This window comes from Mesorhizobium sp. B2-4-7, assembly GCF_006442685.1.
Taxonomy (GTDB): Bacteria; Pseudomonadota; Alphaproteobacteria; order Rhizobiales; family Rhizobiaceae; genus Mesorhizobium.
The window spans coordinates 45,546-71,013 of sequence record NZ_VFVH01000010.1 but is presented as its reverse complement, the minus strand read 5'-3'; the positions used below and the strand labels follow the sequence as shown (position 1 = coordinate 71,013).

General features: G+C 62.6%; 30 protein-coding genes. 28 read left to right on the top strand and 2 right to left on the bottom strand.

Annotated elements, in window-relative coordinates:
- Positions 1-131: 131 nt before the first annotated feature.
- From rpoB to FJ946_RS23540, 3 genes are all read left to right on the top strand, one after another.
- Positions 132-4,268: a DNA-directed RNA polymerase subunit beta gene (gene rpoB, locus FJ946_RS23550; protein WP_140501628.1), complete on the top strand. Its 4,137-nt coding sequence runs from the start codon at positions 132-134 to the stop codon at positions 4,266-4,268.
- Positions 4,269-4,403: 135 nt separating this feature from the next.
- A complete protein-coding gene (gene rpoC, locus FJ946_RS23545) occupies positions 4,404-8,600 on the top strand; it encodes a DNA-directed RNA polymerase subunit beta' (protein ID WP_140561040.1) in 4,197 nt (1,398 codons plus the stop codon).
- Positions 8,601-8,685: 85 nt separating this feature from the next.
- A complete protein-coding gene (locus tag FJ946_RS23540) occupies positions 8,686-9,351 on the top strand; it encodes an O-methyltransferase (protein WP_140564600.1) in 666 nt (221 codons plus the stop codon).
- 47 nt (positions 9,352-9,398) lie between these two features.
- On the opposite strand, the gene FJ946_RS23535 is transcribed toward FJ946_RS23540, so the two are convergent.
- Together FJ946_RS23535 and FJ946_RS23530 are read right to left on the bottom strand one after the other, a co-directional pair.
- Positions 9,399-10,325, bottom strand: a complete 927-nt coding sequence (locus tag FJ946_RS23535; protein WP_140564598.1) for a Gfo/Idh/MocA family oxidoreductase — start codon at positions 10,323-10,325, stop codon at positions 9,399-9,401.
- Between the two features lie 164 nt (positions 10,326-10,489).
- Positions 10,490-10,771: a transcriptional regulator gene (locus FJ946_RS23530; protein ID WP_140501636.1), complete on the bottom strand. Its 282-nt coding sequence runs from the start codon at positions 10,769-10,771 to the stop codon at positions 10,490-10,492.
- Between the two features lie 464 nt (positions 10,772-11,235).
- Between FJ946_RS23530 and rpsL the strand changes: the two genes are divergently transcribed.
- The 25 genes from rpsL (at position 11,236) to rplO (ending at position 25,405) form a co-directional block, all read left to right on the top strand.
- Positions 11,236-11,607 (top strand): 30S ribosomal protein S12, encoded by a 372-nt coding sequence (rpsL, locus tag FJ946_RS23525; RefSeq protein WP_006333356.1) that lies wholly within the window; start codon positions 11,236-11,238, stop codon positions 11,605-11,607.
- Positions 11,608-11,670: 63 nt separating this feature from the next.
- Complete coding sequence (gene rpsG / locus FJ946_RS23520; RefSeq protein WP_008875664.1) at positions 11,671-12,141, top strand: 30S ribosomal protein S7; 471 nt, start codon at positions 11,671-11,673, stop codon at positions 12,139-12,141.
- Positions 12,142-12,170: 29 nt separating this feature from the next.
- Complete coding sequence (gene fusA / locus FJ946_RS23515; RefSeq protein WP_140501638.1) at positions 12,171-14,261, top strand: elongation factor G; 2,091 nt, start codon at positions 12,171-12,173, stop codon at positions 14,259-14,261.
- Positions 14,262-14,326: 65 nt separating this feature from the next.
- A complete protein-coding gene (tuf, locus tag FJ946_RS23510; RefSeq protein WP_140515452.1) occupies positions 14,327-15,502 on the top strand; it encodes an elongation factor Tu in 1,176 nt (391 codons plus the stop codon).
- Between the two features lie 66 nt (positions 15,503-15,568).
- Positions 15,569-15,877, top strand: a complete 309-nt coding sequence (gene rpsJ / locus FJ946_RS23505; RefSeq protein ID WP_006205468.1) for a 30S ribosomal protein S10 — start codon at positions 15,569-15,571, stop codon at positions 15,875-15,877.
- A gap of 61 nt (positions 15,878-15,938) precedes the next feature.
- A complete protein-coding gene (rplC, locus tag FJ946_RS23500; protein WP_140501257.1) occupies positions 15,939-16,667 on the top strand; it encodes a 50S ribosomal protein L3 in 729 nt (242 codons plus the stop codon).
- Positions 16,667-17,287 (top strand): 50S ribosomal protein L4, encoded by a 621-nt coding sequence (rplD, locus tag FJ946_RS23495; protein WP_140501259.1) that lies wholly within the window; start codon positions 16,667-16,669, stop codon positions 17,285-17,287. Before rplC ends, rplD begins: the two co-directional genes overlap by 1 nt.
- A complete protein-coding gene (locus FJ946_RS23490) occupies positions 17,284-17,577 on the top strand; it encodes a 50S ribosomal protein L23 (RefSeq protein WP_006205465.1) in 294 nt (97 codons plus the stop codon). Before rplD ends, FJ946_RS23490 begins: the two co-directional genes overlap by 4 nt.
- Positions 17,578-17,599: 22 nt before the next feature.
- Positions 17,600-18,433: a 50S ribosomal protein L2 gene (gene rplB / locus FJ946_RS23485; RefSeq protein ID WP_140501261.1), complete on the top strand. Its 834-nt coding sequence runs from the start codon at positions 17,600-17,602 to the stop codon at positions 18,431-18,433.
- Positions 18,434-18,449: 16 nt separating this feature from the next.
- Positions 18,450-18,728: a 30S ribosomal protein S19 gene (gene rpsS / locus FJ946_RS23480; protein WP_006205463.1), complete on the top strand. Its 279-nt coding sequence runs from the start codon at positions 18,450-18,452 to the stop codon at positions 18,726-18,728.
- A 2-nt stretch (positions 18,729-18,730) separates the two neighbouring features.
- Entirely contained in the window at positions 18,731-19,120 is a 390-nt protein-coding gene (gene rplV, locus FJ946_RS23475; protein ID WP_006205462.1) for a 50S ribosomal protein L22, read from the top strand.
- Entirely contained in the window at positions 19,120-19,848 is a 729-nt protein-coding gene (rpsC, locus tag FJ946_RS23470) for a 30S ribosomal protein S3 (RefSeq protein ID WP_140501263.1), read from the top strand. The genes rplV and rpsC overlap by 1 nt, the downstream gene beginning before the upstream one ends.
- A gap of 27 nt (positions 19,849-19,875) precedes the next feature.
- Positions 19,876-20,289 (top strand): 50S ribosomal protein L16, encoded by a 414-nt coding sequence (gene rplP / locus FJ946_RS23465; RefSeq protein ID WP_027026963.1) that lies wholly within the window; start codon positions 19,876-19,878, stop codon positions 20,287-20,289.
- Positions 20,290-20,302: 13 nt separating this feature from the next.
- Positions 20,303-20,503 (top strand): 50S ribosomal protein L29, encoded by a 201-nt coding sequence (rpmC, locus tag FJ946_RS23460; RefSeq protein WP_006205459.1) that lies wholly within the window; start codon positions 20,303-20,305, stop codon positions 20,501-20,503.
- Between the two features lie 11 nt (positions 20,504-20,514).
- Positions 20,515-20,754 carry a 30S ribosomal protein S17 gene (gene rpsQ / locus FJ946_RS23455; protein ID WP_010909280.1) on the top strand — a complete coding sequence of 80 codons (240 nt, stop codon included), beginning with the start codon at positions 20,515-20,517 and terminating at the stop codon, positions 20,752-20,754.
- Between the two features lie 85 nt (positions 20,755-20,839).
- Positions 20,840-21,208 (top strand): 50S ribosomal protein L14, encoded by a 369-nt coding sequence (rplN, locus tag FJ946_RS23450; protein ID WP_006205457.1) that lies wholly within the window; start codon positions 20,840-20,842, stop codon positions 21,206-21,208.
- 12 nt (positions 21,209-21,220) lie between these two features.
- Positions 21,221-21,535, top strand: coding sequence for a 50S ribosomal protein L24 (gene rplX / locus FJ946_RS23445; RefSeq protein ID WP_006205456.1), 315 nt, complete (start codon positions 21,221-21,223; stop codon positions 21,533-21,535).
- Complete coding sequence (rplE, locus tag FJ946_RS23440) at positions 21,528-22,106, top strand: 50S ribosomal protein L5 (RefSeq protein WP_023717521.1); 579 nt, start codon at positions 21,528-21,530, stop codon at positions 22,104-22,106. The genes rplX and rplE overlap by 8 nt, the downstream gene beginning before the upstream one ends.
- Before the next feature lie 27 nt (positions 22,107-22,133).
- A complete protein-coding gene (gene rpsN, locus FJ946_RS23435) occupies positions 22,134-22,439 on the top strand; it encodes a 30S ribosomal protein S14 (protein WP_013895695.1) in 306 nt (101 codons plus the stop codon).
- A gap of 12 nt (positions 22,440-22,451) precedes the next feature.
- Complete coding sequence (gene rpsH / locus FJ946_RS23430; protein ID WP_006205453.1) at positions 22,452-22,850, top strand: 30S ribosomal protein S8; 399 nt, start codon at positions 22,452-22,454, stop codon at positions 22,848-22,850.
- 93 nt (positions 22,851-22,943) lie between these two features.
- Entirely contained in the window at positions 22,944-23,477 is a 534-nt protein-coding gene (gene rplF, locus FJ946_RS23425; RefSeq protein WP_140501269.1) for a 50S ribosomal protein L6, read from the top strand.
- Positions 23,478-23,616: 139 nt separating this feature from the next.
- Positions 23,617-23,976 carry a 50S ribosomal protein L18 gene (rplR, locus tag FJ946_RS23420; RefSeq protein WP_140501271.1) on the top strand — a complete coding sequence of 120 codons (360 nt, stop codon included), beginning with the start codon at positions 23,617-23,619 and terminating at the stop codon, positions 23,974-23,976.
- A 147-nt stretch (positions 23,977-24,123) separates the two neighbouring features.
- Complete coding sequence (rpsE, locus tag FJ946_RS23415; RefSeq protein WP_006333394.1) at positions 24,124-24,687, top strand: 30S ribosomal protein S5; 564 nt, start codon at positions 24,124-24,126, stop codon at positions 24,685-24,687.
- A gap of 24 nt (positions 24,688-24,711) precedes the next feature.
- Positions 24,712-24,909: a 50S ribosomal protein L30 gene (gene rpmD, locus FJ946_RS23410; RefSeq protein WP_006205449.1), complete on the top strand. Its 198-nt coding sequence runs from the start codon at positions 24,712-24,714 to the stop codon at positions 24,907-24,909.
- Positions 24,910-24,931: 22 nt separating this feature from the next.
- Positions 24,932-25,405, top strand: a complete 474-nt coding sequence (gene rplO, locus FJ946_RS23405; RefSeq protein ID WP_140501273.1) for a 50S ribosomal protein L15 — start codon at positions 24,932-24,934, stop codon at positions 25,403-25,405.
- The last annotated feature ends 63 nt before the right edge of the window (positions 25,406-25,468 follow it).

Below are 25,468 nucleotides of genomic sequence, written 5' to 3'. Positions count from 1 at the left end.
GTTTTAGCCGGCCGCCGCCAAGTAGTTTGGTAATGGGGCCGGAGAACAGACAGAGAGCCGCTGCCCAGGCGGTTCGGATGCAAGGCGAGCCGCGGCGAGGCTCGCCCCGAGTTTAGAGCTAAGGAGCGACGATGGCCCAGACCCAGACTTTCAATGGCCGCAGACGCGTACGCAAGTTCTTCGGAAAGATCCCTGAAGTTGCGGAGATGCCGAACCTCATCGAGGTTCAGAAGGCGTCCTATGACCAGTTCCTGATGGTGGACGAGCCTAAGGGCGGACGTCCGGACGAGGGACTGCAGGCTGTTTTCAAGTCGGTCTTCCCGATCTCCGATTTTTCCGGCTCCTCGATGCTGGAGTTCGTGAAGTACGAGTTCGAAGGACCGAAATTCGACGTTGACGAATGCCGTCAGCGCGACCTCACCTATGCCGCGCCGCTGAAGGTGACGCTGCGCCTGATCGTGTTCGATATCGACGAGGATACCGGCGCGAAGTCGATCAAGGACATCAAGGAGCAGGACGTCTACATGGGCGACATGCCGCTCATGACCTCGAACGGCACCTTCATCGTCAACGGCACCGAGCGCGTCATCGTCTCGCAGATGCACCGCTCGCCGGGCGTCTTCTTCGACCATGACAAGGGCAAATCGCACTCGTCGGGCAAGCTCCTGTTTGCCGCGCGCGTCATCCCCTATCGCGGTTCGTGGCTCGACATCGAGTTCGATTCCAAGGACGTCGTGCACGCCCGCATCGACCGTCGCCGCAAGATTCCGGTGACGTCGCTGCTGATGGCGCTCGGCATGGACGGCGAAGAGATCCTGTCGACCTTCTACAACAAGATCACCTACAAGCGCGCCGGCGATCACTGGCGCATTCCGTTCAACGTGGATCGTTTCCGCGGCCTCAAGGCCGTCGGCGACCTGGTCGACGCCGACACGGGTGAGGTCGTTGTCGAGGCCGGCAAGAAGATCACCGCCCGCCAGGCCCGCCAGCTCGGCGAAAAGGGCCTGAAGGCGATCAAGGCGACCGACGAGGACCTGCTCGGCAACTATCTCGCCGAGGACATCGTCAATTACGCCACCGGCGAGATCTTCCTTGAGGCCGGCGACGAGATCGATGACAAGACGCTGAAGGTGCTGCTTGGCACCGGCGAGGACGAGATCCAGATACTCGACATCGATCACGTCAATGTCGGCGCCTACATCCGCAACACGCTCGCCGTCGACAAGAACGAGAGCCGCCAGGACGCGCTGTTCGACATCTATCGTGTCATGCGCCCCGGCGAGCCGCCGACGCTCGAAACCGCCGAAGCCATGTTCAACTCGCTGTTCTTCGACAGCGAGCGCTACGACCTGTCCGCCGTTGGCCGCGTCAAGATGAACATGCGCCTCGAACTCAAGGCCGAGGACACCGTGCGCGTGCTGCGCAAGGACGACATCCTGGCCGTGGTCAAGACGCTGGTCGAACTGCGTGACGGCAAGGGCGAGATCGACGACATCGACAATCTCGGCAATCGCCGCGTGCGTTCGGTCGGCGAGCTGATGGAAAACCAGTACCGCGTCGGCCTGCTGCGCATGGAGCGCGCGATCAAGGAGCGTATGTCCTCGATCGAGATCGACACGGTCATGCCGCAGGACCTGATCAACGCCAAGCCGGCGGCTGCCGCCGTGCGCGAGTTCTTCGGTTCCTCGCAGCTGTCGCAGTTCATGGACCAGACCAATCCGCTGTCGGAGATCACCCACAAGCGCCGTCTCTCCGCGCTTGGACCGGGTGGTCTGACCCGCGAGCGCGCCGGCTTCGAGGTGCGCGACGTGCACCCGACGCATTACGGCCGCATCTGCCCGATCGAGACGCCGGAAGGCCCGAATATCGGCCTGATCAACTCGCTCGCCACCTTCGCGCGCGTCAACAAGTACGGCTTCATCGAGAGCCCGTACCGCAAGATCGTCGACGGCAAGCTGACCAATGACGTCGTCTATCTGTCGGCGATGGAAGAGGCCAAGCACCATGTCGCGCAGGCCAATGCCGAGCTCGACAAGGATGGCCGCTTTGTCGACGAATTCGTCATTTGCCGCAGTGCCGGCGAGGTGATGATGGCGCCCCGCGAAAACGTCGACCTGATGGACGTTTCGCCCAAGCAGATGGTGTCGGTGGCCGCGGCCCTGATCCCGTTCCTTGAGAACGACGACGCCAACCGCGCGCTGATGGGCTCGAACATGCAGCGCCAGGCCGTGCCGCTGGTGCGCGCCGAAGCGCCGTTCGTCGGCACCGGCATGGAGCCGATCGTCGCCCGTGATTCGGGCGCCGCCATCGGCGCCCGCCGCGGCGGCATCGTCGACCAGGTGGACGCGACGCGTATCGTCATCCGCGCAACGGAAGACCTCGATCCGGGCAAGTCCGGCGTCGACATCTACCGGCTGATGAAGTTCCAGCGTTCGAACCAGAACACCTGCATCAACCAGCGTCCGCTGGTGCGCATGGGCGACCGGGTCAACAAGGGCGACATCATCGCGGACGGTCCTTCGACCGAGCTCGGCGATCTGGCTCTCGGCCGCAACGTGCTGGTCGCGTTCATGCCGTGGAACGGCTACAACTACGAGGACTCGATCCTCCTGTCCGAGCGCATCGTCGCCGACGACGTCTTCACCTCGATCCACATCGAGGAGTTCGAGGTCATGGCGCGCGACACCAAGCTCGGACCGGAGGAAATCACGCGCGACATTCCGAACGTCTCGGAAGAAGCGCTGAAGAACCTCGATGAAGCCGGCATCGTCTATATCGGTGCCGAAGTTCAGCCGGGCGATATCCTGGTCGGCAAGATCACGCCGAAGGGCGAAAGCCCGATGACGCCGGAAGAAAAGCTTCTGCGCGCCATCTTCGGCGAAAAGGCATCCGATGTGCGCGACACCTCGATGCGCATGCCTCCGGGCACCTTCGGCACCGTCGTCGAGGTGCGCGTGTTCAATCGCCACGGTGTGGAGAAGGACGAGCGCGCCATGGCGATCGAGCGCGAGGAGATCGAACGCCTCGCCAAGGACCGTGACGACGAGCAGGCGATCCTGGATCGCAACGTCTACGCGCGCCTTTCCGACGTGCTCGTCGGCAAGGAAGCGATCGCCGGACCGAAGGGCTTCAAGAAGGGCTCGACGCTATCGAAGGACACGCTCGACGAGTATCCGCGTTCGCAGTGGTGGCAGTTCGCCGTGGAGAACGAAAAGCTCCAGAGCGAACTGGAAGCCCTGCGCGGCCAGTACGACGATTCCAAGAAGGCACTCGAACAGCGCTTCATGGACAAGGTCGAGAAGGTGCAGCGCGGCGACGAAATGCCTCCGGGCGTCATGAAGATGGTCAAGGTCTTCGTGGCGGTGAAGCGCAAGATGCAGCCGGGTGACAAGATGGCCGGCCGTCACGGCAACAAGGGTGTCGTGTCGCGCATCGTTCCGGTCGAGGACATGCCTTTCCTCGAGGACGGCACGCATGCCGATATCGTGCTCAACCCGCTGGGTGTGCCGAGCCGCATGAATGTCGGCCAGATCCTGGAAACGCATCTGGGCTGGGCTTGCGCCGGAATGGGCAGGAAGATCGGCGAGATGATCGACGCCTACAAGTCTGCCGGCGACATCAAGCCGCTGCGCAAGACGCTGGAGAGCTTCATGCCCGCCAACGACCGCAATGAGCCGGTCCGCGAGTATGACGACGAGAGCATCGTTCGCCTGAGCGAGCAGATGCGCCGCGGCGTCTCGATCGCGACCCCGGTGTTCGACGGCGCGCACGAGGCCGACATCAACGTCATGCTGGAGCAGGCGGGCCTGCACACCAGCGGTCAGTCGCAGCTCTATGACGGACGCACCGGCGAGCCGTTCGATCGCAAGGTGACGATGGGCTACATCTACATGCTCAAGCTTCACCACCTCGTGGACGACAAGATCCACGCGCGTTCGATCGGTCCGTACTCGCTCGTCACCCAGCAGCCGCTGGGCGGCAAGGCGCAGTTCGGCGGCCAGCGCTTCGGTGAAATGGAGGTCTGGGCGCTGGAAGCGTACGGCGCCGCCTACACGCTGCAGGAAATGCTGACGGTGAAGTCGGACGACGTCGCCGGCCGCACCAAGGTCTACGAGGCGATCGTCCGCGGCGACGACACCTTCGAGGCCGGCATTCCCGAGAGCTTCAACGTTCTCGTCAAGGAGATGCGGTCGCTCGGCCTCAACGTCGAATTGGAGAACACCAAGCTCGACGAAGCCCCGGTTCGGCTGCCCGACGCAGCGGAATAAACAAGACACCCGGTCGCGGGAGAGGCTCCCGCGACCGGGTGCACCAAATTCTTCGGCCGGTGGGCCGACCACTCAGCGGGCATTTGCCCCGCATCAGATGCAAGGGGTTTTCGAGGACCCCGAAAGGAGAACGGCATGAACCAAGAGGTCATGAATCTCTTCAATCCCCAGGCGCCGGCGCAGGTGTTCGATTCCATCCGGATATCGCTCGCCAGCCCTGAGAAGATTCTGTCCTGGTCGTTCGGCGAGATCAAGAAGCCGGAGACCATCAACTACCGCACATTCAAGCCGGAGCGTGACGGTCTGTTCTGCGCGCGCATTTTTGGCCCGATCAAGGACTACGAGTGCCTGTGCGGCAAGTACAAGCGCATGAAGTACAAGGGCGTCATCTGCGAAAAGTGCGGTGTCGAAGTCACGCTGTCGCGCGTTCGCCGCGAGCGCATGGGCCATATCGAGCTGGCGGCACCCGTCGCCCATATCTGGTTCCTGAAGTCGCTGCCCTCGCGCATCGGCACGCTGCTCGACATGACCCTGAAGGACATCGAGCGCGTCCTCTACTTCGAGAACTACATCGTCACCGAACCCGGCCTCACCGCGCTGAAGGAGCACCAGCTGCTCAGCGAGGAAGAGTACATGATCGCCGTCGACGAATATGGCGAGGATAGCTTCACCGCCATGATCGGCGCCGAGGCCATTCATGACCTTCTGGCCGGCATGGACCTGGAGAAGATCGCCGGCGACCTGCGTTCGGAGCTGGCTTCGACCACGTCCGAGCTGAAGCAGAAGAAGTATCTGAAGCGGCTCAAGGTCGTCGAGAACTTCATGGAGTCCGGCAACCGTCCGGAATGGATGATCATGAAGGTGGTTCCGGTGATTCCGCCGGACCTGCGCCCGCTCGTCCCGCTGGACGGCGGACGTTTCGCGACGTCGGACCTCAACGATCTCTATCGACGCGTCATCAACCGCAACAACCGTCTGAAGCGGCTGATCGAGTTGCGTGCCCCCGGCATCATCGTGCGCAATGAAAAGCGCATGCTGCAGGAAGCCGTCGACGCGCTGTTCGACAACGGCCGCCGTGGCCGCGTCATCACCGGCGCCAACAAGCGTCCGCTGAAGTCGCTCTCGGATATGCTCAAGGGCAAGCAGGGCCGGTTCCGCCAGAACCTGCTCGGCAAGCGCGTCGACTATTCCGGCCGTTCGGTCATCGTCACCGGTCCGGAGCTCAAGCTGCACCAGTGCGGCCTGCCCAAGAAGATGGCGCTCGAACTGTTCAAGCCCTTCATCTACGCCCGCCTCGACGCCAAGGGTTACTCCTCGACCGTCAAGCAGGCCAAGAAGCTGGTCGAGAAGGAGCGTCCGGAAGTCTGGGATATCCTCGACGAGGTCATCCGCGAGCATCCGGTGCTCTTGAACCGCGCGCCGACGCTGCACCGCCTCGGCATCCAGGCGTTCGAGCCGATCCTGATCGAAGGCAAGGCGATCCAGCTGCATCCGCTGGTCTGCACGGCCTTCAACGCCGACTTCGACGGCGACCAGATGGCGGTCCACGTGCCGCTGTCGCTGGAAGCACAGTTGGAAGCCCGTGTGCTGATGATGTCGACCAACAACATCCTGCACCCGGCTTCGGGCGCGCCGATCATCGTGCCGTCGCAGGACATGGTTCTGGGTCTCTACTACCTCTCGATCGTCAACCAGAACGAGCCGGGCGAGGGCATGGTGTTTGCCGACATGGGCGAACTCCAGCACGCGCTCGAGACCAAGGCGGTGACCCTGCACGCCAAGATCAAGGGCCGCTTCCGCTCGGTCGACGCCGAAGGCAAGGTCGTGTCGAAGATCTACGACACCACGCCTGGCCGCATGATCATCGGCGAGCTTCTGCCGAAGAACGTCAACGTGCCTTACGAGACCGCCAACCAGGAGATGACCAAGAAGAACATCTCCAAGATGATCGACACCGTCTACCGCCATTGCGGTCAGAAGGAGACGGTCATTTTCTGCGATCGCATCATGGCGCTCGGTTTCGCCCATGCCTGCCGTGCCGGCATTTCGTTCGGCAAGGACGACATGCTGATCCCGGATACCAAGATCAAGCTGGTGTCGGACACCGAGGCCTTGGCCAAGGAATACGAGCAGCAGTACAATGACGGCCTGATCACGCAGGGCGAGAAGTACAACAAGGTCGTCGACGCCTGGGCCAAGTGCTCGGAAAAGGTCGCCGACGAAATGATGGCCCGCATCAAGGCGGTCGAGTTCGAGGACAATGGTCGTCAGAAGCCGATGAACTCGATCTACATGATGTCGCACTCCGGTGCGCGCGGCTCGCCCACCCAGATGCGCCAGCTCGCCGGCATGCGCGGCCTGATGGCCAAGCCGTCGGGTGAAATCATCGAGACGCCGATCATCTCGAACTTCAAGGAAGGCCTGACCGTGCTCGAGTACTTCAACTCGACCCACGGCGCCCGCAAGGGTCTGGCGGACACCGCCCTGAAGACGGCGAACTCGGGCTATCTCACCCGTCGTCTGGTCGACGTGGCGCAGGACTGCATCGTCAACTCCGTGGACTGCGGCACCGACAAGGGCCTCACCATGCAGCCGATCGTCGATGCCGGTCAGGTCGTCGCTTCGGTCGGCCAGCGCGTGCTGGGCCGCACCGCGCTCGACGACATCAACCATCCGGTGACCGGCGAATTGCTGGTCAAGGCCGGAACGCTGATGGACGAGCGCGACGTGGAGCAGATCGAGAAGGCCGGCGTGCAGTCGGTCCGCATCCGCTCGGCGCTGACTTGCGAAGTCAGGGTCGGCGTCTGCGCGGTCTGCTACGGACGCGATCTGGCCCGGGGCACCCCGGTCAACCAGGGCGAGGCCGTCGGCGTTATCGCGGCGCAGTCGATCGGCGAGCCGGGCACCCAGCTCACCATGCGTACCTTCCACATGGGCGGTACGGCGCAGGTGGTGGATAGCTCGTTCCTTGAAGCCTCCTATGAGGGCAAGGTCGAGATCCGCAACCGCAACGTGGTGCGCAACTCGGACGGCCAGCAGATGGTCATGGGCCGCAACATGGCGGTGCTGATCCTCGACGAGGCCGGCAAGGAGCGCGCCACGCACCGCGTCACCTATGGTTCGCGCATCTTCGTGGACGATGGCGACAAGGTGAAGCGCGGCCAGCGCATCGCCGAATGGGATCCTTACACCCGCCCGATCCTCACCGAAATCGAGGGCAAGGTGGCGTTCGAGGATCTGGTCGACGGCATTTCCGTCCAGGAAACGGCCGACGAGTCGACCGGCATCACCAAGCGCGAGGTCATCGACTGGCGTTCGACGCCGCGCGGCAACGACCTGAAGCCGGCGATCGTCGTTCAGGACGCCAAGGGCAAGGTCGGCAAGCTGTCGAAGGGCGGCGATGCCCGCTTCCTGCTCTCGGTCGAGGCCATTCTCTCGGTCGAGCCGGGTGCTCAGGTTCGCCCTGGCGACGTCCTGGCGCGTATCCCGATGGAAAGCGCCAAGACCAAGGACATCACCGGCGGTCTGCCGCGTGTTGCCGAGCTGTTCGAGGCCCGTCGTCCGAAGGATCACGCCATCATCGCAGAGATCGATGGTACGATCCGCTTCGGCCGCGACTACAAGAACAAGCGCCGCATCATCATCGAGCCGCATGACTCGACGCTTGAGCCTGTCGAATACCTGATCCCGAAGGGCAAGCCGTTCCATCTCCAGGACGGCGACGTCATCGAGAAGGGCGACTACATCCTCGACGGCAATCCGGCGCCGCACGACATCCTGGCGATCAAGGGCGTGGAGGCGCTTGCGTCCTACCTCGTCAACGAGATCCAGGAGGTCTACCGTCTGCAGGGCGTGTCGATCAACGACAAGCACATCGAGGTGATCGTTCGCCAGATGCTGCAGAAGGTCGAGATCACCACGCAGGGCGACTCGACCTATATTCCGGGCGACCACGTCGACGTGATCGAACTGGAAGAGGTCAACGAGCGCCTGGTCGAGGACGGCAAGAAGCCGGCCGAAGGCCAGCCGGTGCTGCTCGGCATCACCAAGGCCTCGCTGCAGACGCCGTCCTTCATCTCGGCCGCCTCCTTCCAGGAGACGACCAGGGTGCTGACGGAAGCCGCGGTTGCCGGCAAGACCGACATGCTGCAGGGCTTGAAGGAAAACGTCATCGTCGGCCGGCTGATCCCGGCCGGTACCGGCGGCACGATGAGCCAGATCCGCCGCATCGCCACCTCGCGCGACGAACTGATCATCGACGAGCGCCGCAAGGCCTCCGGTGTCGAAGTCGCCGAGCCGATGCTGGCCGACATGACAACCGCCGCGCAGTAGGCGCGGCGGCAAGAAATCTCAGGCAACAAGGCCGCCGGGGCAACCCGGCGGCCTTTTCGTTTCAACGAACAATCGAGGAAGGCAGATGAGCACGAAAACCTGGACGGCTGTCGATAACTACATCGTTTCCTTGCTCTTCGAGGCGGATCCCGTTCTCGACGCGGTCCTGGCGGCCAACCGCGACGGTGGCTTGCCGGCGATCGACGTCTCGGCGGCGCAAGGAAAGCTGCTCTCGCTGCTGGTGCGCATTCGCGGCGCGAAAAAGGTGCTCGAGATTGGTACGCTGGGCGGTTATTCCACCATCTGGATGGCGCGGGGATTGCCGGCCGGCGGCAAGATCGTGACGCTCGAACTCGATCCGCACCACGCCAAGGTCGCGCGTTCGAATTTCGAGCGGGCAGGGGTTTCCCGACGGGTCGATCTGCGGGTCGGGCCGGCGCTGCAGTCTCTCACTGCTCTGGGCGCCGAAAACGCCGGGCCGTTCGACCTCGTTTTCATCGACGCCGACAAGCCTAACAACCCCAACTATCTCTCCTGGGCCATGCGGCTCTCGCGCTCGGGAACGGTCATCGTCTGCGACAACGTCATCCGTGACGGCGCGGTGCTCGTTGAGGATGGTCGCGACGCCAATGTCGAAGGTGCACGCGCTGCATTCTCTTTCATCGGTGCCGACAAGCGCCTGGACGGCACCGCGATCCAGACTGTCGGCGCCAAGGGCTATGACGGGTTTGCCATAGCGATTGTCGATTGAGTTGTTGCGATGGCGGTCGGATCCGAGATCCGGGCGACAGTCGCTGTTCAGTCGAAGAACGCTTCGACCACATTGCGCTTGCCGAGCATGAAGGCGTCGGCGACATGCTGGAGCGGCGCCAGGTCGACATCGGAGATACCGGCGCGCACGATCTCGGCGAAACGCCTGTAGAGTTCAGGATATTCCGCTTCCGGTTCTTCATGGACGACGCGGCCGTCGATGGCGAGTTTCGAGCCACCGCCCGAGAGCACCATCTTGCCGGTATCGGTATCGGCAAGAATGTCCCAGCTCTGCGGTCCGGTCTGGAGCCAATCGAGATCCATCGTCACCGCCGAACCATTCGCCGCACGGAAGGCGACCTGGGCTGCGATCGGCGCGTCGCGGTTCTCCGGGAAATCGAGCGCGGCCGAGGTGATGTACATGGCGGGCAGGATGTAGGTCGCGATCGACAGCGCGTTGATGCCTGGATCGAAGACGCCGAAGCCGCCAGGTTGCCAGATCCAGTCCTGGTTCGGGTGCCAGCGGCGCACGTCTTCCTTCCAGACGATCGCCGCTGATCTGATCTTCGTCGATGCCAAGAATGTCCGTGCCGCTTCCACCGCCGGAGCATAGCGCGAATGCCAACTGGCGAACAGCGACACGCCCTGTTTCGCCGCCAGCGCCTTCAGGTCCTCGACCTCGCTGACCGTGGCGCCGGGCGGCTTTTCCAGGAACACGTGCTTCTTCGCGTCGAGTGCGATGCGCGCGGCATGGTAGCGGAATTGCGGCGGCATACAGAGTGAGACGGCGTCGAGTTCGGGAACGGCGCCAAGCATCGTCTCGATATCGGGAAAATTCTGGATGTCTTCAACCTTGCCATGCCGGCTGGCAGCGGCGAGCAGCCGGTAGTCCCGGTCCTTGGCGAGCGCCGGAAGGTGCTGGTCGCGGACGATCTTGCCGACACCGACAATACCTATCTTGATGGGCTGGGACACGGCCGCTCCGTCTGTGGATGATGGTGAGCGCTTCTTATCAGAACACTTGCCCCGGACAAGCCGAAGCCGAAAGGTCAACTCCGTCTTTGCCGGAGCTGCAGCGTGGGCCTTTCACTCGTTGGAAGGCTTCAGCGGCGATTCGAACGGCAAGGGCCGGCACGCTTTCAGATCGGCACGTCAAAGGTCACGATCGATACTTCGCCTTCGAGCGCGCCCTGGAAGGCCGAAAGATGCGGCTCCTCGTCGGGCTCGCCCTCCATGTCGCCGATCTGGTCGAGCTCGGCTTCGGCGTAACCCTCCGCCGCCAGCGATTCGAGCGCACGGCGCACCGCCGAATCGTCATCAGGCGCAACCAGCATGACGTGCACGCCTTCCGGCTTGCCGCCTTTTCTCTTCCACACCCGGCCGGTGATGATGGTGACCGGGCGTTCCTCGTTGTCGTTCACGGGCCGATTCCTTCGCGGCGAGGGGCTTTGACTGTTCATGCGGCTTTTTCGCATGAAGCCGCGCCGCGCAACAGCCAAAACCCGGTCACTTTCTTCCTCGCCCTTGCAAAATGACGAAAGAAAATTACCTGCGGTTTACGCATGGCTGCCAAGCCCCGGCTTCAATGCAATATTTGCCGCTCCGGGGTTGACGGTACGCGGGCTTGCGAGTAGAAGCCGCCCAGTCAGAACCGATGTGAGGCTCTCCCTTCCGAAGCGACACGCTTTGGAGTTTGCCTCAAACAGGGTTCGTTTTACGAGCGAAAAGACATTTCCGGCGTGCATGAAGCGGTATCCGCTTCCTCTGCGATTTGTTCGGGCAAGACCGCAAGGCGCGGTTTGTGGCCCGAATTTGCGTATGGAAATGACGCTTTGAGCGAGCCTTGACCGGCACGAGACACGGAATTGAGAGACAAGAGGGTTTAATGCCTACCGTCAACCAGCTGATCCGCAAGCCGCGCATTGCGCCGGTGAAGCGCAACAAGGTCCCGGCCATGCAGCAGAACCCGCAGAAGCGGGGCGTCTGCACGCGCGTCTACACAACGACGCCGAAGAAGCCGAACTCGGCGCTGCGCAAGGTGGCCAAGATCCGCCTGACCAATGGTTTCGAGGTGATCGGTTACATCCCCGGCGAAGGTCACAACCTTCAGGAGCATTCCGTGGTCATGATCCGCGGCGGCCGCGTCAAGGACCTTCCGGGTGTCCGTTACCACATCATCCGCGGTGTGCTCGACACGCAGGGTGTGAAGAACCGCAAGCAGCGCCGTTCGAAATACGGTGCCAAGCGTCCGAAGTAAGGTTTTCCGGCTTCGGCGCTTTTTTGATTGCGCCGGGCTATGAGAGATTGAGAGACAAAAGCCATGTCCCGTCGTCACAGTGCAGAAAAGCGTGAGATCAATCCGGACCCCAAGTTCGGCGATCTGATCGTCACCAAGTTCATGAACGCCGTCATGTATGACGGCAAGAAGTCGGTTGCCGAGACCATCGTCTACGGCGCGCTCGACCAGGTCCAGTCGAAGACCAAGCAGGAGCCGGTCACCGTCTTCCATCAGGCGCTCGACAATGTCGCGCCGCATGTGGAAGTGCGTTCGCGTCGCGTCGGCGGCGCCACCTACCAGGTTCCGGTCGACGTGCGCCCCGAGCGCCGTCAGGCGCTGGCCATTCGTTGGCTGATCGCCGCGGCCCGCAACCGCAACGAGACCACCATGGTCGACCGCCTTTCCGGCGAGCTGATGGACGCGGCCAACAACCGCGGCACCGCAGTGAAGAAGCGTGAAGACACCCACAAGATGGCTGAAGCCAACCGCGCCTTCGCGCACTACCGCTGGTAAAGCGCGAAAGAGACTGAGAGGCAGTTACGATGGCTCGCGAATATAAAATCGAAGACTACCGCAATTTCGGTATCATGGCGCATATCGACGCCGGCAAGACGACGACCACCGAGCGCGTCCTCTATTACACGGGCAAGTCGCACAAGATCGGCGAAGTGCACGACGGCGCCGCGACCATGGACTGGATGGAGCAGGAGCAGGAGCGCGGCATCACGATTACGTCGGCCGCGACCACGACCTTCTGGAAGGGCCGTGACGGCAAGATGCACCGCTTCAACATCATCGACACGCCCGGACACGTCGACTTCACCATCGAGGTCGAGCGTTCGCTGCGCGTGCTTGACGGCGCCATCGCGCTGCTCGACGCCAATGCCGGTGTGGAGCCGCAGACGGAAACCGTCTGGCGCCAGGCCGACAAGTACCGCGTGCCGCGTATGATCTTCTGCAACAAGATGGACAAGACCGGCGCCGACTTCTACCGCTCGGTCGAGATGATCGGCTCGCGCCTCGGTGCGCAGGCTGTCGTCATGCAGCTGCCGATCGGCGCCGAGACCGAATTCAAGGGCGTCGTCGACCTGGTCGAGATGAACGCGCTGGTCTGGCGCGACGAGACGCTGGGCGCTGCCTGGGACGTCGTCGAGATCCCGGCCGACCTCAAGGCCCGCGCCGAGGAATACCGCGAGAAGATGATCGAGGCCGCCGTCGAGATGGACGAGACGGCTCTTGAGAACTACCTCGAAGGCAAGATGCCGTCGAATGACGAGATCCGCGCGCTGATCCGCAAGGGCACCATCGCGGTCAAGTTCTTCCCGATGTTCTGCGGCTCGGCATTCAAGAACAAGGGCGTGCAGCCTCTGCTCGACGCCGTCGTGGAATACCTGCCGTCGCCGGCCGATGTGCCCGCGATCAAGGGTGTCGATGCCAAGACCGACGCCGAGATCGAGCGTCACGCCGACGACAACGAGCCGCTGTCGATGCTGGCGTTCAAGATCATGAACGACCCGTTCGTCGGTTCGCTGACCTTTGCCCGTATCTATTCGGGCAAGCTCACCAAGGGCATCTCGGTCGACAACACCGTGAAGGGCAAGAAAGAGCGCATCGGCCGCATGCTGCAGATGCATGCGAATTCCCGTGCCGACGTTGAAGAGGCCTATGCCGGCGACATCGTCGCTCTCGCAGGTCTCAAGGACACGACCACCGGCGATACGCTGTGCGATCCGCTTCATCCGGTCATCCTCGAGCGTATGGAATTCCCCGATCCGGTCATCCAGATCGCGATCGAGCCGAAGACCAAGAACGACCAGGAAAAGATGGGCCTCGCGCTGCATCGCCTGGCTGCCGAGGATCCGTCCTTCCGCGTCAAGACCGACGAGGAAAGCGGCCAGACCATCATTTCCGGCATGGGCGAGCTGCACCTCGACATCATCGTCGACCGCATGCGCCGCGAGTTCAAGGTCGAGGCCAATGTTGGTGCGCCGCAGGTGGCTTATCGCGAGACGATCACCCGCAGGCACGAGCAGGACTACACGCACAAGAAGCAGACCGGTGGTACCGGGCAGTTCGCCCGCGTGAAGATCGTGTTCGAGCCGAACCCCGATGGCGAGGATTTCGTGTTCGAATCCAAGATCGTCGGCGGCGCTGTGCCGAAGGAATACATCCCGGGTGTCGAGAAGGGCCTGCTGAGCAAGATGGGTTCCGGCCCGTTTGCCGGGTTCCCGATGATCGGCGTCAAGGCTACCTTGATCGACGGCGCTTTCCACGACGTCGACTCTTCGGTGCTCGCATTCGAAATCGCTTCCCGCGCTTGCTTTATGGAAGCTTCGCCGAAGCTCGGCGTGCAGCTGCTCGAGCCGATCATGAAGGTCGAGGTCGTGACGCCGGAAGATTATGTCGGCGGTGTCATCGGCGACCTCAACGGCCGTCGTGGCCAGATCCAGGGCCAGGAAGCCCGCGGCGTGGCAGTCGTCATCAACGCGATGGTGCCGCTCGCCAACATGTTCAAGTACGTCGACAATCTGCGCTCGATGAGCCAGGGCCGTGCGGCCTACACGATGCAGTTCGACCATTACGAGCCGGTCCCGACCGCGGTCGCCCAGGAAGTCCAGAAGAAATACGCGTAACCCGGCAGGGTGCTGCGGCAACTTAATTAAGAGCCCGTACGGGCGAGCAGGAATGGAGACATCACATGGCAAAAGGTAAATTCGAGCGCACCAAGCCGCATGTGAACATCGGCACGATTGGCCACGTTGATCATGGCAAGACGTCTTTGACGGCAGCGATCACCAAGTATTTTGGCGAATACAAGCGCTATGACCAGATTGACGCGGCGCCGGAAGAGAAGGCGCGCGGCATCACGATTTCGACGGCTCACGTTGAGTACGAGACGGAGAACCGCCACTACGCCCATGTCGACTGCCCCGGCCACGCCGACTATGTGAAGAACATGATCACCGGTGCCGCGCAGATGGACGGCGCGATCCTGGTTGTGTCGGCCGCCGACGGCCCGATGCCGCAGACCCGCGAGCACATCCTTTTGGCCCGCCAGGTCGGCGTGCCGTCGATCGTGGTGTTTTTGAACAAGGTCGACCAGGTCGACGATGCCGAGCTGCTTGAGCTGGTCGAGCTCGAGGTTCGCGAATTGCTGACCAAGAACGAGTTCCCCGGCGACGACATTCCGATCGTCAAGGGTTCGGCGCTGGCGGCTCTGGAAGATTCGGACAAGAAGATCGGCGAGGACGCGATCCGCGAGCTGATGGCTCAGGTCGACGCCTACATCCCGACGCCGGTTCGTCCGCTCGACAAGCCGTTCCTGATGCCGATCGAGGACGTGTTCTCGATCTCGGGCCGCGGCACGGTCGTGACCGGTCGCGTCGAGCGCGGCGTGGTCAAGGTCGGCGAGGAGCTGGAGATCATCGGCATCCGTCCGACCACCAAGACGACCTGCACGGGCGTCGAGATGTTCCGCAAGCTGCTCGACCAGGGCCAGGCGGGCGACAACATCGGCGCGCTGCTGCGCGGTGTCGACCGTGAAGGTGTCGAGCGCGGCCAGGTTCTGGCCAAGCCCGGTTCGGTGAAGCCGCACAAGAAGTTCGTGGCCGAAGCCTACATCCTGACCAAGGACGAGGGTGGCCGTCACACGCCGTTCTTCACCAACTACCGTCCGCAGTTCTACTTCCGCACCACCGACGTGACCGGCATCGTGTCGCTGCCGGCCGGCACCGAGATGGTGATGCCTGGCGACAACATCACGGTCGACGTCGAGCTGATCGTGCCGATCGCCATGGAAGAGAAGCTGCGCTTCGCCATCCGTGAAGGCGGCCGCACCGTCGGTGCCGGCATCGTCGTCACCATCAAAGAGTAATTTGGACTTAAACCGATCTGTCGCGGGCGCGGGTGCCCGCGCCGCGCCAGAACAAGGAAGTGACGCATGAACGGACAGAATATCCGCATCCGCCTGAAGGCGTTTGATCACCGGGTGCTCGACGCCTCGACGCGCGAAATCGTGTCGACGGCCAAGCGCACCGGTGCCAACGTCCGCGGCCCCATTCCGCTGCCGACGCGGATCGAAAAGTTCACGGTCAACCGGTCGCCTCACGTCGACAAGAAGAGCCGCGAGCAGTTCGAGATGCGCACGCACAAGCGTCTGCTCGATATCGTCGATCCGACCCCGCAGACCGTCGATGCTTTGATGAAGCTCGATCTGGCCGCCGGTGTCGACGTCGAGATCAAGCTCTAAGGGAATGAGAGCGCGGTAAGGGGCGGTGCCCCTGGCCCGGAACTCTAAAGGAATTGAACCGATGCGTTCAGGTGTGATTGCAAAGAAGGTGGGAATGACCCGCATCTACAACGATGCCGGGGAACATGTTCCCGTCACCGTTCTCCAGATGGAGAACTGCCAGGTCGTGGCGCAGCGCACGCAGGAGAAGAATGGCTACACCGCCGTTCAGCTCGGCGTTGGCCTTGCCAAGGTGAAGAACACGTCGAAGGCGATGCGCGGCCATTTCGCGACCGCTTCCGTCGAGCCGAAGGCCAAGCTTGCCGAGTTCCGCGTCTCCGCCGACAACATGATCGATGTCGGCGCCGAGATCACCGTCGAGCATTTCGTCGCCGGCCAGAAGGTCGACGTCACCGGCACGACGATCGGCAAGGGTTTCCAGGGCGTCATCAAGCGCCACCACATGGGTGGTGGCCGCGCGACCCACGGTAACTCGGTCTCGCACCGCACGCACGGCTCGACCGGCCAGCGCCAGGACCCCGGCAAGGTGTTCAAGGGCAAGAAGATGGCCGGCCACATGGGCGACACGCGCGTCACCACACAGAACGTCGAGATCGTCTCGACCGATGCCGACCGCGGCCTGATCCTGATCCGCGGCGCGGTTCCCGGGTCGAAGGGTGCGTGGATCCTGGTTCGCGACGCCGCCAAGGTGGCGCTTCCGGCCAATGCGCCGAAGCCCGCCGCGATCCGCCCAGTTGCTGCCGGTATGGGCACGAAGAATGAGGCTCCGGCCACAGAGGGAGCGGAATAATGGATCTCAAGATCACAACGCTGGGCGGCAAGGACGCCGGCAAGGTGAAACTCTCCGAGGAGATTTTCGGCCTTGATCCGCGCGAGGACATTTTGCAGCGCGTCGTGCGCTGGCAACTCGCCAAGAAGCAGCAGGGCACGCACAAGGCCAAGGGCCGCGCCGAGATCGCGCGCACCGGCGCCAAGATGTACAAACAGAAGGGTACGGGCCGGGCCCGTCACCATTCGGCACGCGCTCCGCAGTTCCGCGGCGGCGGCAAGGCTCATGGACCGGTCGTTCGCAGCCACGAGCACGAGCTGCCGAAGAAGGTCCGCGCGCTCGGCCTCAAGCATGCTCTCTCGGCCAAGGCCAAGAGCGCGTCGATCATCGTCATCGACGAGCTGAAGCTGACCGAGGCAAAGACCAAGGCGCTGATCGCGAATTTCGCGACGCTGGGCCTGACGAACGCCCTGGTGATTGGTGGCGCCGAGCTCGACCGGAACTTCAAGCTGGCCGCGACCAACATCCCGAACATCGACGTGCTGCCCATCCAGGGCATCAACGTATACGACATTCTGCGCCGCGGCACGCTGGTCCTTTCGAAGGCCGCCGTCGAGGCTCTCGAGGAGCGCTTTAAATGACCGACCTTCGTCACTACGACGTAATCGTCAGCCCGGCGATCACCGAAAAGTCGACCATGGCTTCCGAGCAGAACCAGGTCGTCTTCAACGTCGCCAAGAAGGCGTCGAAGCCGGAAATCAAGGCCGCCGTCGAAGCGCTGTTCGGCGTCAAGGTGATGGCCGTGAACACGCTTGTCCGCAAGGGCAAGATCAAGCGCTTCCGCGGCACGATCGGCCGCCAGAGCGACGTCAAGAAGGCGGTAGTGACGCTGGCCGACGGCCAGTCGATCGACGTCGCGACGGGTCTCTGAGCAAGGCCGCGAGGACAGGACAATGGCACTTAAAAAATTCAACCCGATAACGCCGAGCACCCGTCAGCTGGTCATCGTCGACCGCTCGGGCCTCTACAAGGGCAAGCCCGTCAAGGGTCTGACCGAGGGCCTGACCAAGTCGGGCGGCCGTAACAATTACGGCCGCATCACTGCACGCTTCATCGGCGGCGGTCACAAGCGTTCGTACCGCATCATCGATTTCAAGCGCCGCAAGTTCGACGTCGTCGGCACGGTCGAGCGCATTGAATACGATCCGAACCGCACCGCCTTCATCGCGCTGATCAAGTATGACGATGGCGAACTGTCCTACATCATCGCTCCGCAGCGCCTTGCCGCAGGCGACAAGATCGTGGCTGGCGAAGCGGTCGACGTGAAGCCGGGCAATGCGATGCCGCTGGCCTCGATGCCGGTCGGCACGATCGTCCACAACATCGAGCTGAAGCCGGGCAAGGGCGCCCAGGTCGCCCGTTCGGCTGGCGGTTACGCCCAGCTCGTCGGCCGCGATCAGGGCATGGCGATCCTGCGCCTCAACTCGGGCGAGCAGCGTGTCGTTCACGGCTCCTGCATGGCTACCGTCGGTGCCGTGTCCAACCCGGACCACGGCAACATCAACGACGGCAAGGCCGGCCGCACGGTTTGGCGTGGCAAGCGCCCGCACAATCGCGGCGTGACCATGAACCCGGTCGACCACCCGCATGGCGGTGGTGAAGGCCGCACCTCCGGTGGCCGCCATCCGGTCTCGCCGTGGGGCAAGCCGACCAAGGGCAAGAAGACGCGGTCCAACAAGGCGACCGACAAGTTCATCCTGCGCTCGCGCCATCAGCGCAAGAGCTAAGAAGAGGTAACGCCAAGTGACTCGTTCTATTTGGAAAGGCCCCTTCATCGACGGCTACCTTCTCAAGAAGGTGGACAAGGTTCGTGAAGGTGGTCGCAATGAGGTGATCAAGATGTGGAGCCGTCGCTCCACCATCCTGCCGCAGTTCGTCGGCTTCACCTTCGGTGTCTACAACGGCCAGAAGCATGTTCCCGTCTCGGTGAACGAGGACATGGTCGGTCACAAGTTCGGTGAATTCGCTCCGACGCGGACCTATTACGGTCACGGCGCGGATAAGAAGGCGAAGAGGAAATAATCATGGGCAAGGCCAAAGCTCCGCGCAGGCTTGCTGACAACGAAGCGCGCGCCGTACTGCGCACGATCCGTATCAGCCCGCAGAAGCTGAACCTGGTTGCCGCGCTGATCCGCGGCAAGAAGGTCGCGACAGCGCTTTCCGACCTGGAATTCTCGGCCAAGCGGATTTCCGGCACGGTCAAGAAGACGCTGGAATCGGCGATCGCCAACGCGGAAAACAACCACGACCTCGACGTCGATGCGCTGATCGTGGCGGAAGCCTATGTCGGCAAGTCGATCGTCATGAAGCGGTTCCATGCCCGGGGCCGTGGTCGCGCCAGCCGTATCGAGAAGCCGTTCTCGCACCTCACGATCGTCGTTCGTGAAGTCGAAGAAAAAGGGGAGGCCGCATAATGGGCCAGAAAGTCAATCCGATCGGTCTTCGCCTCGGCATCAACCGCACCTGGGATTCGCGCTGGTTCGCGAACACCGGCGAGTACGGCAAGCTGCTGCATGAGGACATCAAGATCCGCAAGTACCTCGAGAAGGAGCTCAAGCAGGCTGCCATCTCGAAGGTCGTGATCGAGCGTCCGCACAAAAAGTGCCGCGTCACCATCCATGCCGCGCGCCCGGGTCTGATCATCGGCAAGAAGGGCGCCGACATCGAGAAGCTTCGCAAGAAGCTGATGGAGATGACCAAGTCCGAGACGCACCTCAACATCGTCGAAGTGCGCAAGCCGGAAATCGACGCGACCCTGGTCGCCCAGTCGATCGCCCAGCAGCTCGAGCGCCGCATCGCGTTCCGCCGCGCCATGAAGCGTGCCGTGCAGTCGGCGATGCGCCTCGGTGCCGAAGGCATCCGCATCAACTGCTCGGGCCGTCTCGGCGGCGCCGAAATCGCGCGCATGGAATGGTACCGCGAAGGCCGCGTGCCGCTGCACACGCTGCGCGCCGATGTCGACTACGGCACGGCCGAGGCGAATACGGCGTACGGCATCTGCGGCGTCAAGGTGTGGGTGTTCAAGGGCGAGATCCTCGAGCACGACCCGATGGCTTCGGAGCGCCGCGCGACCGAGGGCGATCATGCGCATGGCGGTGGTGGTGGTGATCGCGAACGCGGTCGTCGTCGCGAAAACGCCTGAGACATTTAGGAATTTGGAGTTAGAACGATGCTGCAGCCAAAGCGCACAAAGTTCCGCAAGCAGTTCAAGGGCCGTATCCACGGTACCGCCAAGGGCGGGACCAACCTGGATTTCGGTGGTTTCGGGCTGAAGGCGCTTGAGCCGAACCGCGTCACCGCGCGCGAGATCGAAGCGGCCCGCCGCGCGATCACCCGCGAGATGAAGCGCGCCGGCCGTGTCTGGATCCGTATTTTCCCGGATCTGCCGGTCACCTCGAAGCCGACCGAAGTCCGCATGGGCAAGGGCAAGGGCGCGGTCGACTACTGGGCGGCGCGCGTCAAGCCGGGCCGGATCATGTTCGAGATCGACGGCGTCAACGAAGAAACCGCCCGTGAGGCACTGCGTCTCGGCGCGGCCAAGCTCTCGGTCAGGACGCGCTTCGTACAGCGCATCGCAGAATAAGGACGGGCTGATCATGAAAGCCGAAGACATCCGGACCAAGACCCAGGACCAGCTGACCGACGACCTGGCCAGCCTGAAGAAAGAGCAGTTCAACCTGCGCTTCCAGAAGGCGACCGGCCAGCTCGAAAAGACCGCGCGCGTGAGGCAGGTCCGCAAGGACATTGCGCGTATCAAGACCATCGCTGCGGAAAAGTCCGCGGCTAAGAAGGCTTAAGGACGAAAACCATGCCAAAGCGCATTCTGCAGGGCACCGTCGTCAGCGACAAGAACGAGAAGACGGTTGTCGTCAAGGTCGAACGGCGCTTCACGCATCCCGTGATGAAGAAGACCGTGCGCATGACCAAGAAGTACAAGGCGCACGACGAGAACAACGCCCACAAGGTTGGCGATCAGGTGTTCATCCAGGAATCGAAGCCGATTTCCAAGGACAAGCGCTGGATCGTCGTGTCTTCGGACCAAGCCTGATCTCTGGGCGTAAACAAACGAATTTTGGACAGACCGGGGAGGGGTGAAGAACCCGTCCCGTTAGAAAAGAAGAAGGCGGCCAGTCATGATTCAGATGCAAACAAACCTCGACGTCGCGGATAATTCCGGCGCCCGTCGTGTCATGTGCATCAAGGTGCTGGGCGGCTCGAAGCGGAAATACGCTTCCGTAGGCGACATCATCGTGGTGTCGATCAAGGAAGCCATCCCGCGCGGCCGCGTGAAGAAGGGCGATGTGATGAAGGCGGTCGTGGTTCGCACGGCCAAGGACATCCGCCGCCCGGACGGCAGCGTGATCCGTTTCGACAAGAACGCGGCCGTTCTTGTCGACAACAAGAAAGAGCCGATCGGCACGCGTATCTTCGGACCGGTTCCGCGCGAACTCCGCGCCAAGAACCACATGAAGATCATCTCGCTCGCGCCTGAAGTGCTGTAAGGAGCCGGACCAATGCAGAAGATTAGAAAAGGCGACAAGGTCGTCGTGCTGGCTGGCAAGGACAAGGGCCGTTCGGGCGAAGTCCTGTCGGTTCAGCCGAAGGACGACACCGCGCTGGTGCGCGGCGTCAACATGATCCGTCGTCACCAGAAGCAGTCCCAGTCCCAAGAGGGCGGGATCATCACCAAGGAAGCGCCGATCCAGCTGTCGAACATCGCGCTGGCCGACCCCAAGGATGGCAAGCCGACCCGCGTCGGCTTCATCTTCCAGAAGGACGGCAAGAAGGTGCGCGTCGCCAAGCGCTCGGGAGAAGTCATCAATGGCTAAGGCTCAAACCAAGCAGGCGACTGCCCAGAACACGCCGCGCCTCAAGCAGGTCTACAACGAGACCATCCGCAAGGCCTTGCAGGAGCAGTTCGGCTACGACAACGAGATGCAGGTTCCGCGCATCGACAAGATCGTGCTGAACATGGGCGTTGGCGAAGCGACCGGCGATTCGAAGAAGCCTTCGATCGCGGCCGAGGATCTGGCGATGATCGCCGGCCAGAAGGCCGTCGTCACCCGCGCCCGCAATTCGATCGCGGGCTTCAAGGTCCGCGAGAAGATGCCGATCGGCGCCAAGGTCACGCTGCGCAAGGAACGCATGTACGAGTTCCTTGACCGCCTCGTGAACATCGCGCTGCCGCGCGTCCGCGACTTCCGCGGACTGAATCCGAAGAGCTTCGATGGCCGTGGCAACTACGCCATGGGCATCAAGGAACACATCGTGTTCCCGGAGATCAACTACGACAAGGTTGATCAGATCTGGGGCATGGACGTCATCGTTTGTACGACTGCGAAGACGGACGACGAAGCCAGGGCACTGCTCAAGGCCTTCAACTTCCCCTTCCGCCAGTAACGGCAGCGAGAAAAGGAAAAATCTGAAATGGCAAAGACCAGCTCAGTCGAGAAGAACAACAGGCGCCGCAAGCTTGCCGACCAGTACGGTCCCAAGCGCGCTGCCCTGAAGGCGATCATCATGGACCAGTCCAAGCCGATGGAAGAGCGCTTCCGCGCTCAGCTCAAGCTTGCCGCCATGCCGCGCAACTCGGCCAAGATCCGCATCCGCAACCGCTGCGAAGTCACCGGCCGCCCGCGTGCCTATTATCGCAAGCTCAAAGTATCGCGCATCGCGCTTCGTGATCTCGGCAATAACGGCCAGATCCCGGGCCTGGTCAAGTCGAGCTGGTAAGGAGGACATAACATGTCATTGAGCGATCCTCTCGGCGATATGCTGACCCGCATCCGCAACGCCTATGGCCGCAAGAAGTCGAGCGTGTCGACGCCGGCCTCGCGTCTGCGCACCCGCGTCCTCGACGTGCTGAAGGCTGAAGGCTATATCCGCGACTACAGCCAGACTGACTTCGACAACGGCAAGTCCGAAATCGAGATCGAGCTGAAGTATTTCGATGGAGCGCCGGTCGTGCGCGAAATCGCCCGCGTCTCGAAGCCGGGCCGCCGCGTTTACGTTTCGGCCAAGTCGATCCCGCATGTCGCCAACGGCCTCGGTATCGCCATCCTTTCGACGCCGAAGGGCGTGATGGCCGACCACGAAGCGCGCGAACAGAACGTCGGTGGCGAGATCCTCTGCCAGATCTTCTGATCCGGCAGCGTGATCCCGAAAAAAATGGAATCCGGTCTTCGGATCGTCCCGAAGACAGAGACCTGAAACAAGAGAAGTGACGAGGACAACAAAATGTCTCGTATTGGAAAGAAACCCGTTTCGCTGCCGCAGGGCGTGACCGCGACCGTCAACGGCCAGACCGTGACGGCGAAGGGCCCCAAGGGCGAGCTGAAGTTCGTGGTCAACGACGAAGTGCTGGTCAAGATGGAAGGCAGCGAGATCGCTGTCGAGCCGCGCGACCAGTCCAAGACTGCCCGCTCCAAGTGGGGCATGTCGCGCACGCAGATCGTCAACATCCTGCAGGGCGTCAAGGACGGCTTCGAGAAGAAGCTCGAGATCACCGGCGTCGGCTATCGCGCGGCCTTGCAGGGCAAGAACCTGCAGCTGGCGCTCGGCTTCAGCCACGACGTCGTCTACGAGACGCCGCAAGGCATCACCATCACCGTGCCGAAGCCGACCGAAATCACCGTTGCCGGTATCGACAAGCAGCAGGTCGGCCAGGTGGCCGCGGAAATCCGCGAATACCGCGGCCCCGAGCCCTACAAGGGCAAGGGCGTCCGCTATGCAGGCGAGAAGATCGTCCGCAAGGAAGGCAAGAAGAAGTAGTGGGTTTGGCCCCGGGAAGGTGCAGACTTTTCGGAAGGGGCCAAGCCAGGAAGTGTAACGCCGCGGGGAGCGGTCGCGGGAGGCGCTTTCGCCTACCGCACAGGGCGGCCCCCGTTTTCTGAAGGCAAGGAAGACCATCATGGGTACCAAGGAAGCCACTCAGCGCCGCGCGCAGCGCGTCCGCCGCCAGATCAAGAAGGTCGCCGGCGAGCGTCCGCGCCTGTCGGTTCACCGCACGTCGAAGAACATCTACGTCCAGGTCATCGACGACGCCAAGGGCCACACCATCGCTGCCGCCTCGACCCTCGAGAAGGACCTCAAGGGTTCGCTCAAAACCGGTGCAGATACCGCTGCCGCTGCCGCGATTGGCAAGCTGATCGCCGAGCGTGCCGCCAAGGCGGGAGTCAAGGAAGTCGTCTTCGACCGCGGCCCGTACATCTATCACGGCCGCGTCAAGGCGCTGGCCGAGGCGGCTCGTGAAGGCGGCTTGAGCTTCTAAGCCTGATCCGGACCGAAAGTCGGCAGAAAGTTGCAGACTTTTCGAAACGGATCATGCAAGGGAGTGATGATTTTCACCGTCGGCGACCCGCAATGAGGCGTCGGCATTCAGCAACCCGTGCTTCCGGAAAAGAACAAGGAACAGGATATGGCACAGGAACGTAGGGATGGCGGCCGCGGCCGCGATCGTGAAGAACGCGATGACGGCATGGTCGACAAGCTCGTCCACATCAACCGTGTCGCCAAGGTCGTCAAGGGCGGCCGCCGCTTCGGTTTTGCAGCACTCGTCGTCGTCGGCGACCAGAAGGGCCGCGTCGGCTTCGGTCACGGCAAGGCGCGCGAAGTGCCGGAAGCCATCCGCAAGGCAACCGAATCGGCCAAGCGCGACATGATCTTCGTGCCGCTGCGCTCGGGCCGCACGCTGCACCACGATGTCGAGGGACGCTGGGGCGCCGGCCGTGTTCTCCTGCGCGCCGCCAAGCAAGGTACCGGCATCATCGCCGGCGGCCCGATGCGTGCCGTCTTCGAGACGCTCGGCATGCATGACGTGGTCGCCAAGTCGATGGGTTCGTCGAACCCTTACAACATGGTTCGCGCCACTTTCGACGCGCTGAAGAGCCAGATGCATCCCAAGGATGTGGCTGCCGCGCGCGGCATCAAGTATTCGACCCTTCAGGCCCGCCGCGGCACCGCCGTCGCGGCTGAAGAATAGTCGATCTGACCAGGGATTTTGACCATGGCCAAGAAAGCAACCAAGACCATCACCGTTGAGCAGATCGGCTCGCCGATCCGTCGCCCGAAGGAACAGCGCGCGACGCTGGTCGGCCTCGGCCTCAACAAGATGCACAAGCAGCGCACGCTGGAAGATACGCCTTCCGTGCGCGGCATGATCGCTGCCGTCCAGCATCTCGTCCGCGTCGTGGACGAGGGCTGAGCACAGGCGCAGGAGAAGCAAGATGAAACTCAACGATCTGCGTGACAAGGACGGCGCGACGCATTCGAAGAAGCGTCTCGGCCGCGGCATCGGCTCCGGTTCCGGCAAGACTGCCGGTCGCGGCGTCAAGGGCCAGAAGGCGCGCTCCGGCGTCGCCGTCAACGGCTTCGAGGGTGGCCAGATGCCGCTCTATCGGCGCCTGCCGAAGCGTGGCTTCAACAACATCTTCGCCAAGAGCTTCACCGTCGTCTCGCTGGCCCGTATCCAGGCCGCTGTAGACGCCAAGAAGCTCGATGCGAAGGCGACCGTGACGGCCGAGGCGCTGGTAGCCGCCGGCGTCATCCGTCGCGTGAAGGACGGCGTGCGCGTGCTGTCGGACGGCGATCTCAAGGCGAAGCTCGCCTTTGACGTCGCCGGGGCCTCCAAGGCCGCGATCGAGAAGATCGAAAAGGCCGGCGGTTCGGTCAAGCTGCCGCAAGAGGCGGCCGCCGAGTAACAGCAATTTGAAGCGCGCTCGGCAAGGCCGGATCCGGTTTTGCTTTCGATCGCGCTTCGACCT

Coding starts and splice junctions, on each gene's coding strand:
- rpoB (WP_140501628.1), top strand. CDS start 132: ATGGCCCAGACCCAGACTTTCAATGGCCGCAGACGCGTACGCAAGTTC.
- rpoC (WP_140561040.1), top strand. CDS start 4,404: ATGAACCAAGAGGTCATGAATCTCTTCAATCCCCAGGCGCCGGCGCAG.
- FJ946_RS23540 (WP_140564600.1), top strand. CDS start 8,686: ATGAGCACGAAAACCTGGACGGCTGTCGATAACTACATCGTTTCCTTG.
- rpsL (WP_006333356.1), top strand. CDS start 11,236: ATGCCTACCGTCAACCAGCTGATCCGCAAGCCGCGCATTGCGCCGGTG.
- rpsG (WP_008875664.1), top strand. CDS start 11,671: ATGTCCCGTCGTCACAGTGCAGAAAAGCGTGAGATCAATCCGGACCCC.
- fusA (WP_140501638.1), top strand. CDS start 12,171: ATGGCTCGCGAATATAAAATCGAAGACTACCGCAATTTCGGTATCATG.
- tuf (WP_140515452.1), top strand. CDS start 14,327: ATGGCAAAAGGTAAATTCGAGCGCACCAAGCCGCATGTGAACATCGGC.
- rpsJ (WP_006205468.1), top strand. CDS start 15,569: ATGAACGGACAGAATATCCGCATCCGCCTGAAGGCGTTTGATCACCGG.
- rplC (WP_140501257.1), top strand. CDS start 15,939: ATGCGTTCAGGTGTGATTGCAAAGAAGGTGGGAATGACCCGCATCTAC.
- rplD (WP_140501259.1), top strand. CDS start 16,667: ATGGATCTCAAGATCACAACGCTGGGCGGCAAGGACGCCGGCAAGGTG.
- FJ946_RS23490 (WP_006205465.1), top strand. CDS start 17,284: ATGACCGACCTTCGTCACTACGACGTAATCGTCAGCCCGGCGATCACC.
- rplB (WP_140501261.1), top strand. CDS start 17,600: ATGGCACTTAAAAAATTCAACCCGATAACGCCGAGCACCCGTCAGCTG.
- rplV (WP_006205462.1), top strand. CDS start 18,731: ATGGGCAAGGCCAAAGCTCCGCGCAGGCTTGCTGACAACGAAGCGCGC.
- rpsC (WP_140501263.1), top strand. CDS start 19,120: ATGGGCCAGAAAGTCAATCCGATCGGTCTTCGCCTCGGCATCAACCGC.
- rplP (WP_027026963.1), top strand. CDS start 19,876: ATGCTGCAGCCAAAGCGCACAAAGTTCCGCAAGCAGTTCAAGGGCCGT.
- rpmC (WP_006205459.1), top strand. CDS start 20,303: ATGAAAGCCGAAGACATCCGGACCAAGACCCAGGACCAGCTGACCGAC.
- rpsQ (WP_010909280.1), top strand. CDS start 20,515: ATGCCAAAGCGCATTCTGCAGGGCACCGTCGTCAGCGACAAGAACGAG.
- rplN (WP_006205457.1), top strand. CDS start 20,840: ATGATTCAGATGCAAACAAACCTCGACGTCGCGGATAATTCCGGCGCC.
- rplX (WP_006205456.1), top strand. CDS start 21,221: ATGCAGAAGATTAGAAAAGGCGACAAGGTCGTCGTGCTGGCTGGCAAG.
- rplE (WP_023717521.1), top strand. CDS start 21,528: ATGGCTAAGGCTCAAACCAAGCAGGCGACTGCCCAGAACACGCCGCGC.
- rpsN (WP_013895695.1), top strand. CDS start 22,134: ATGGCAAAGACCAGCTCAGTCGAGAAGAACAACAGGCGCCGCAAGCTT.
- rpsH (WP_006205453.1), top strand. CDS start 22,452: ATGTCATTGAGCGATCCTCTCGGCGATATGCTGACCCGCATCCGCAAC.
- rplF (WP_140501269.1), top strand. CDS start 22,944: ATGTCTCGTATTGGAAAGAAACCCGTTTCGCTGCCGCAGGGCGTGACC.
- rplR (WP_140501271.1), top strand. CDS start 23,617: ATGGGTACCAAGGAAGCCACTCAGCGCCGCGCGCAGCGCGTCCGCCGC.
- rpsE (WP_006333394.1), top strand. CDS start 24,124: ATGGCACAGGAACGTAGGGATGGCGGCCGCGGCCGCGATCGTGAAGAA.
- rpmD (WP_006205449.1), top strand. CDS start 24,712: ATGGCCAAGAAAGCAACCAAGACCATCACCGTTGAGCAGATCGGCTCG.
- rplO (WP_140501273.1), top strand. CDS start 24,932: ATGAAACTCAACGATCTGCGTGACAAGGACGGCGCGACGCATTCGAAG.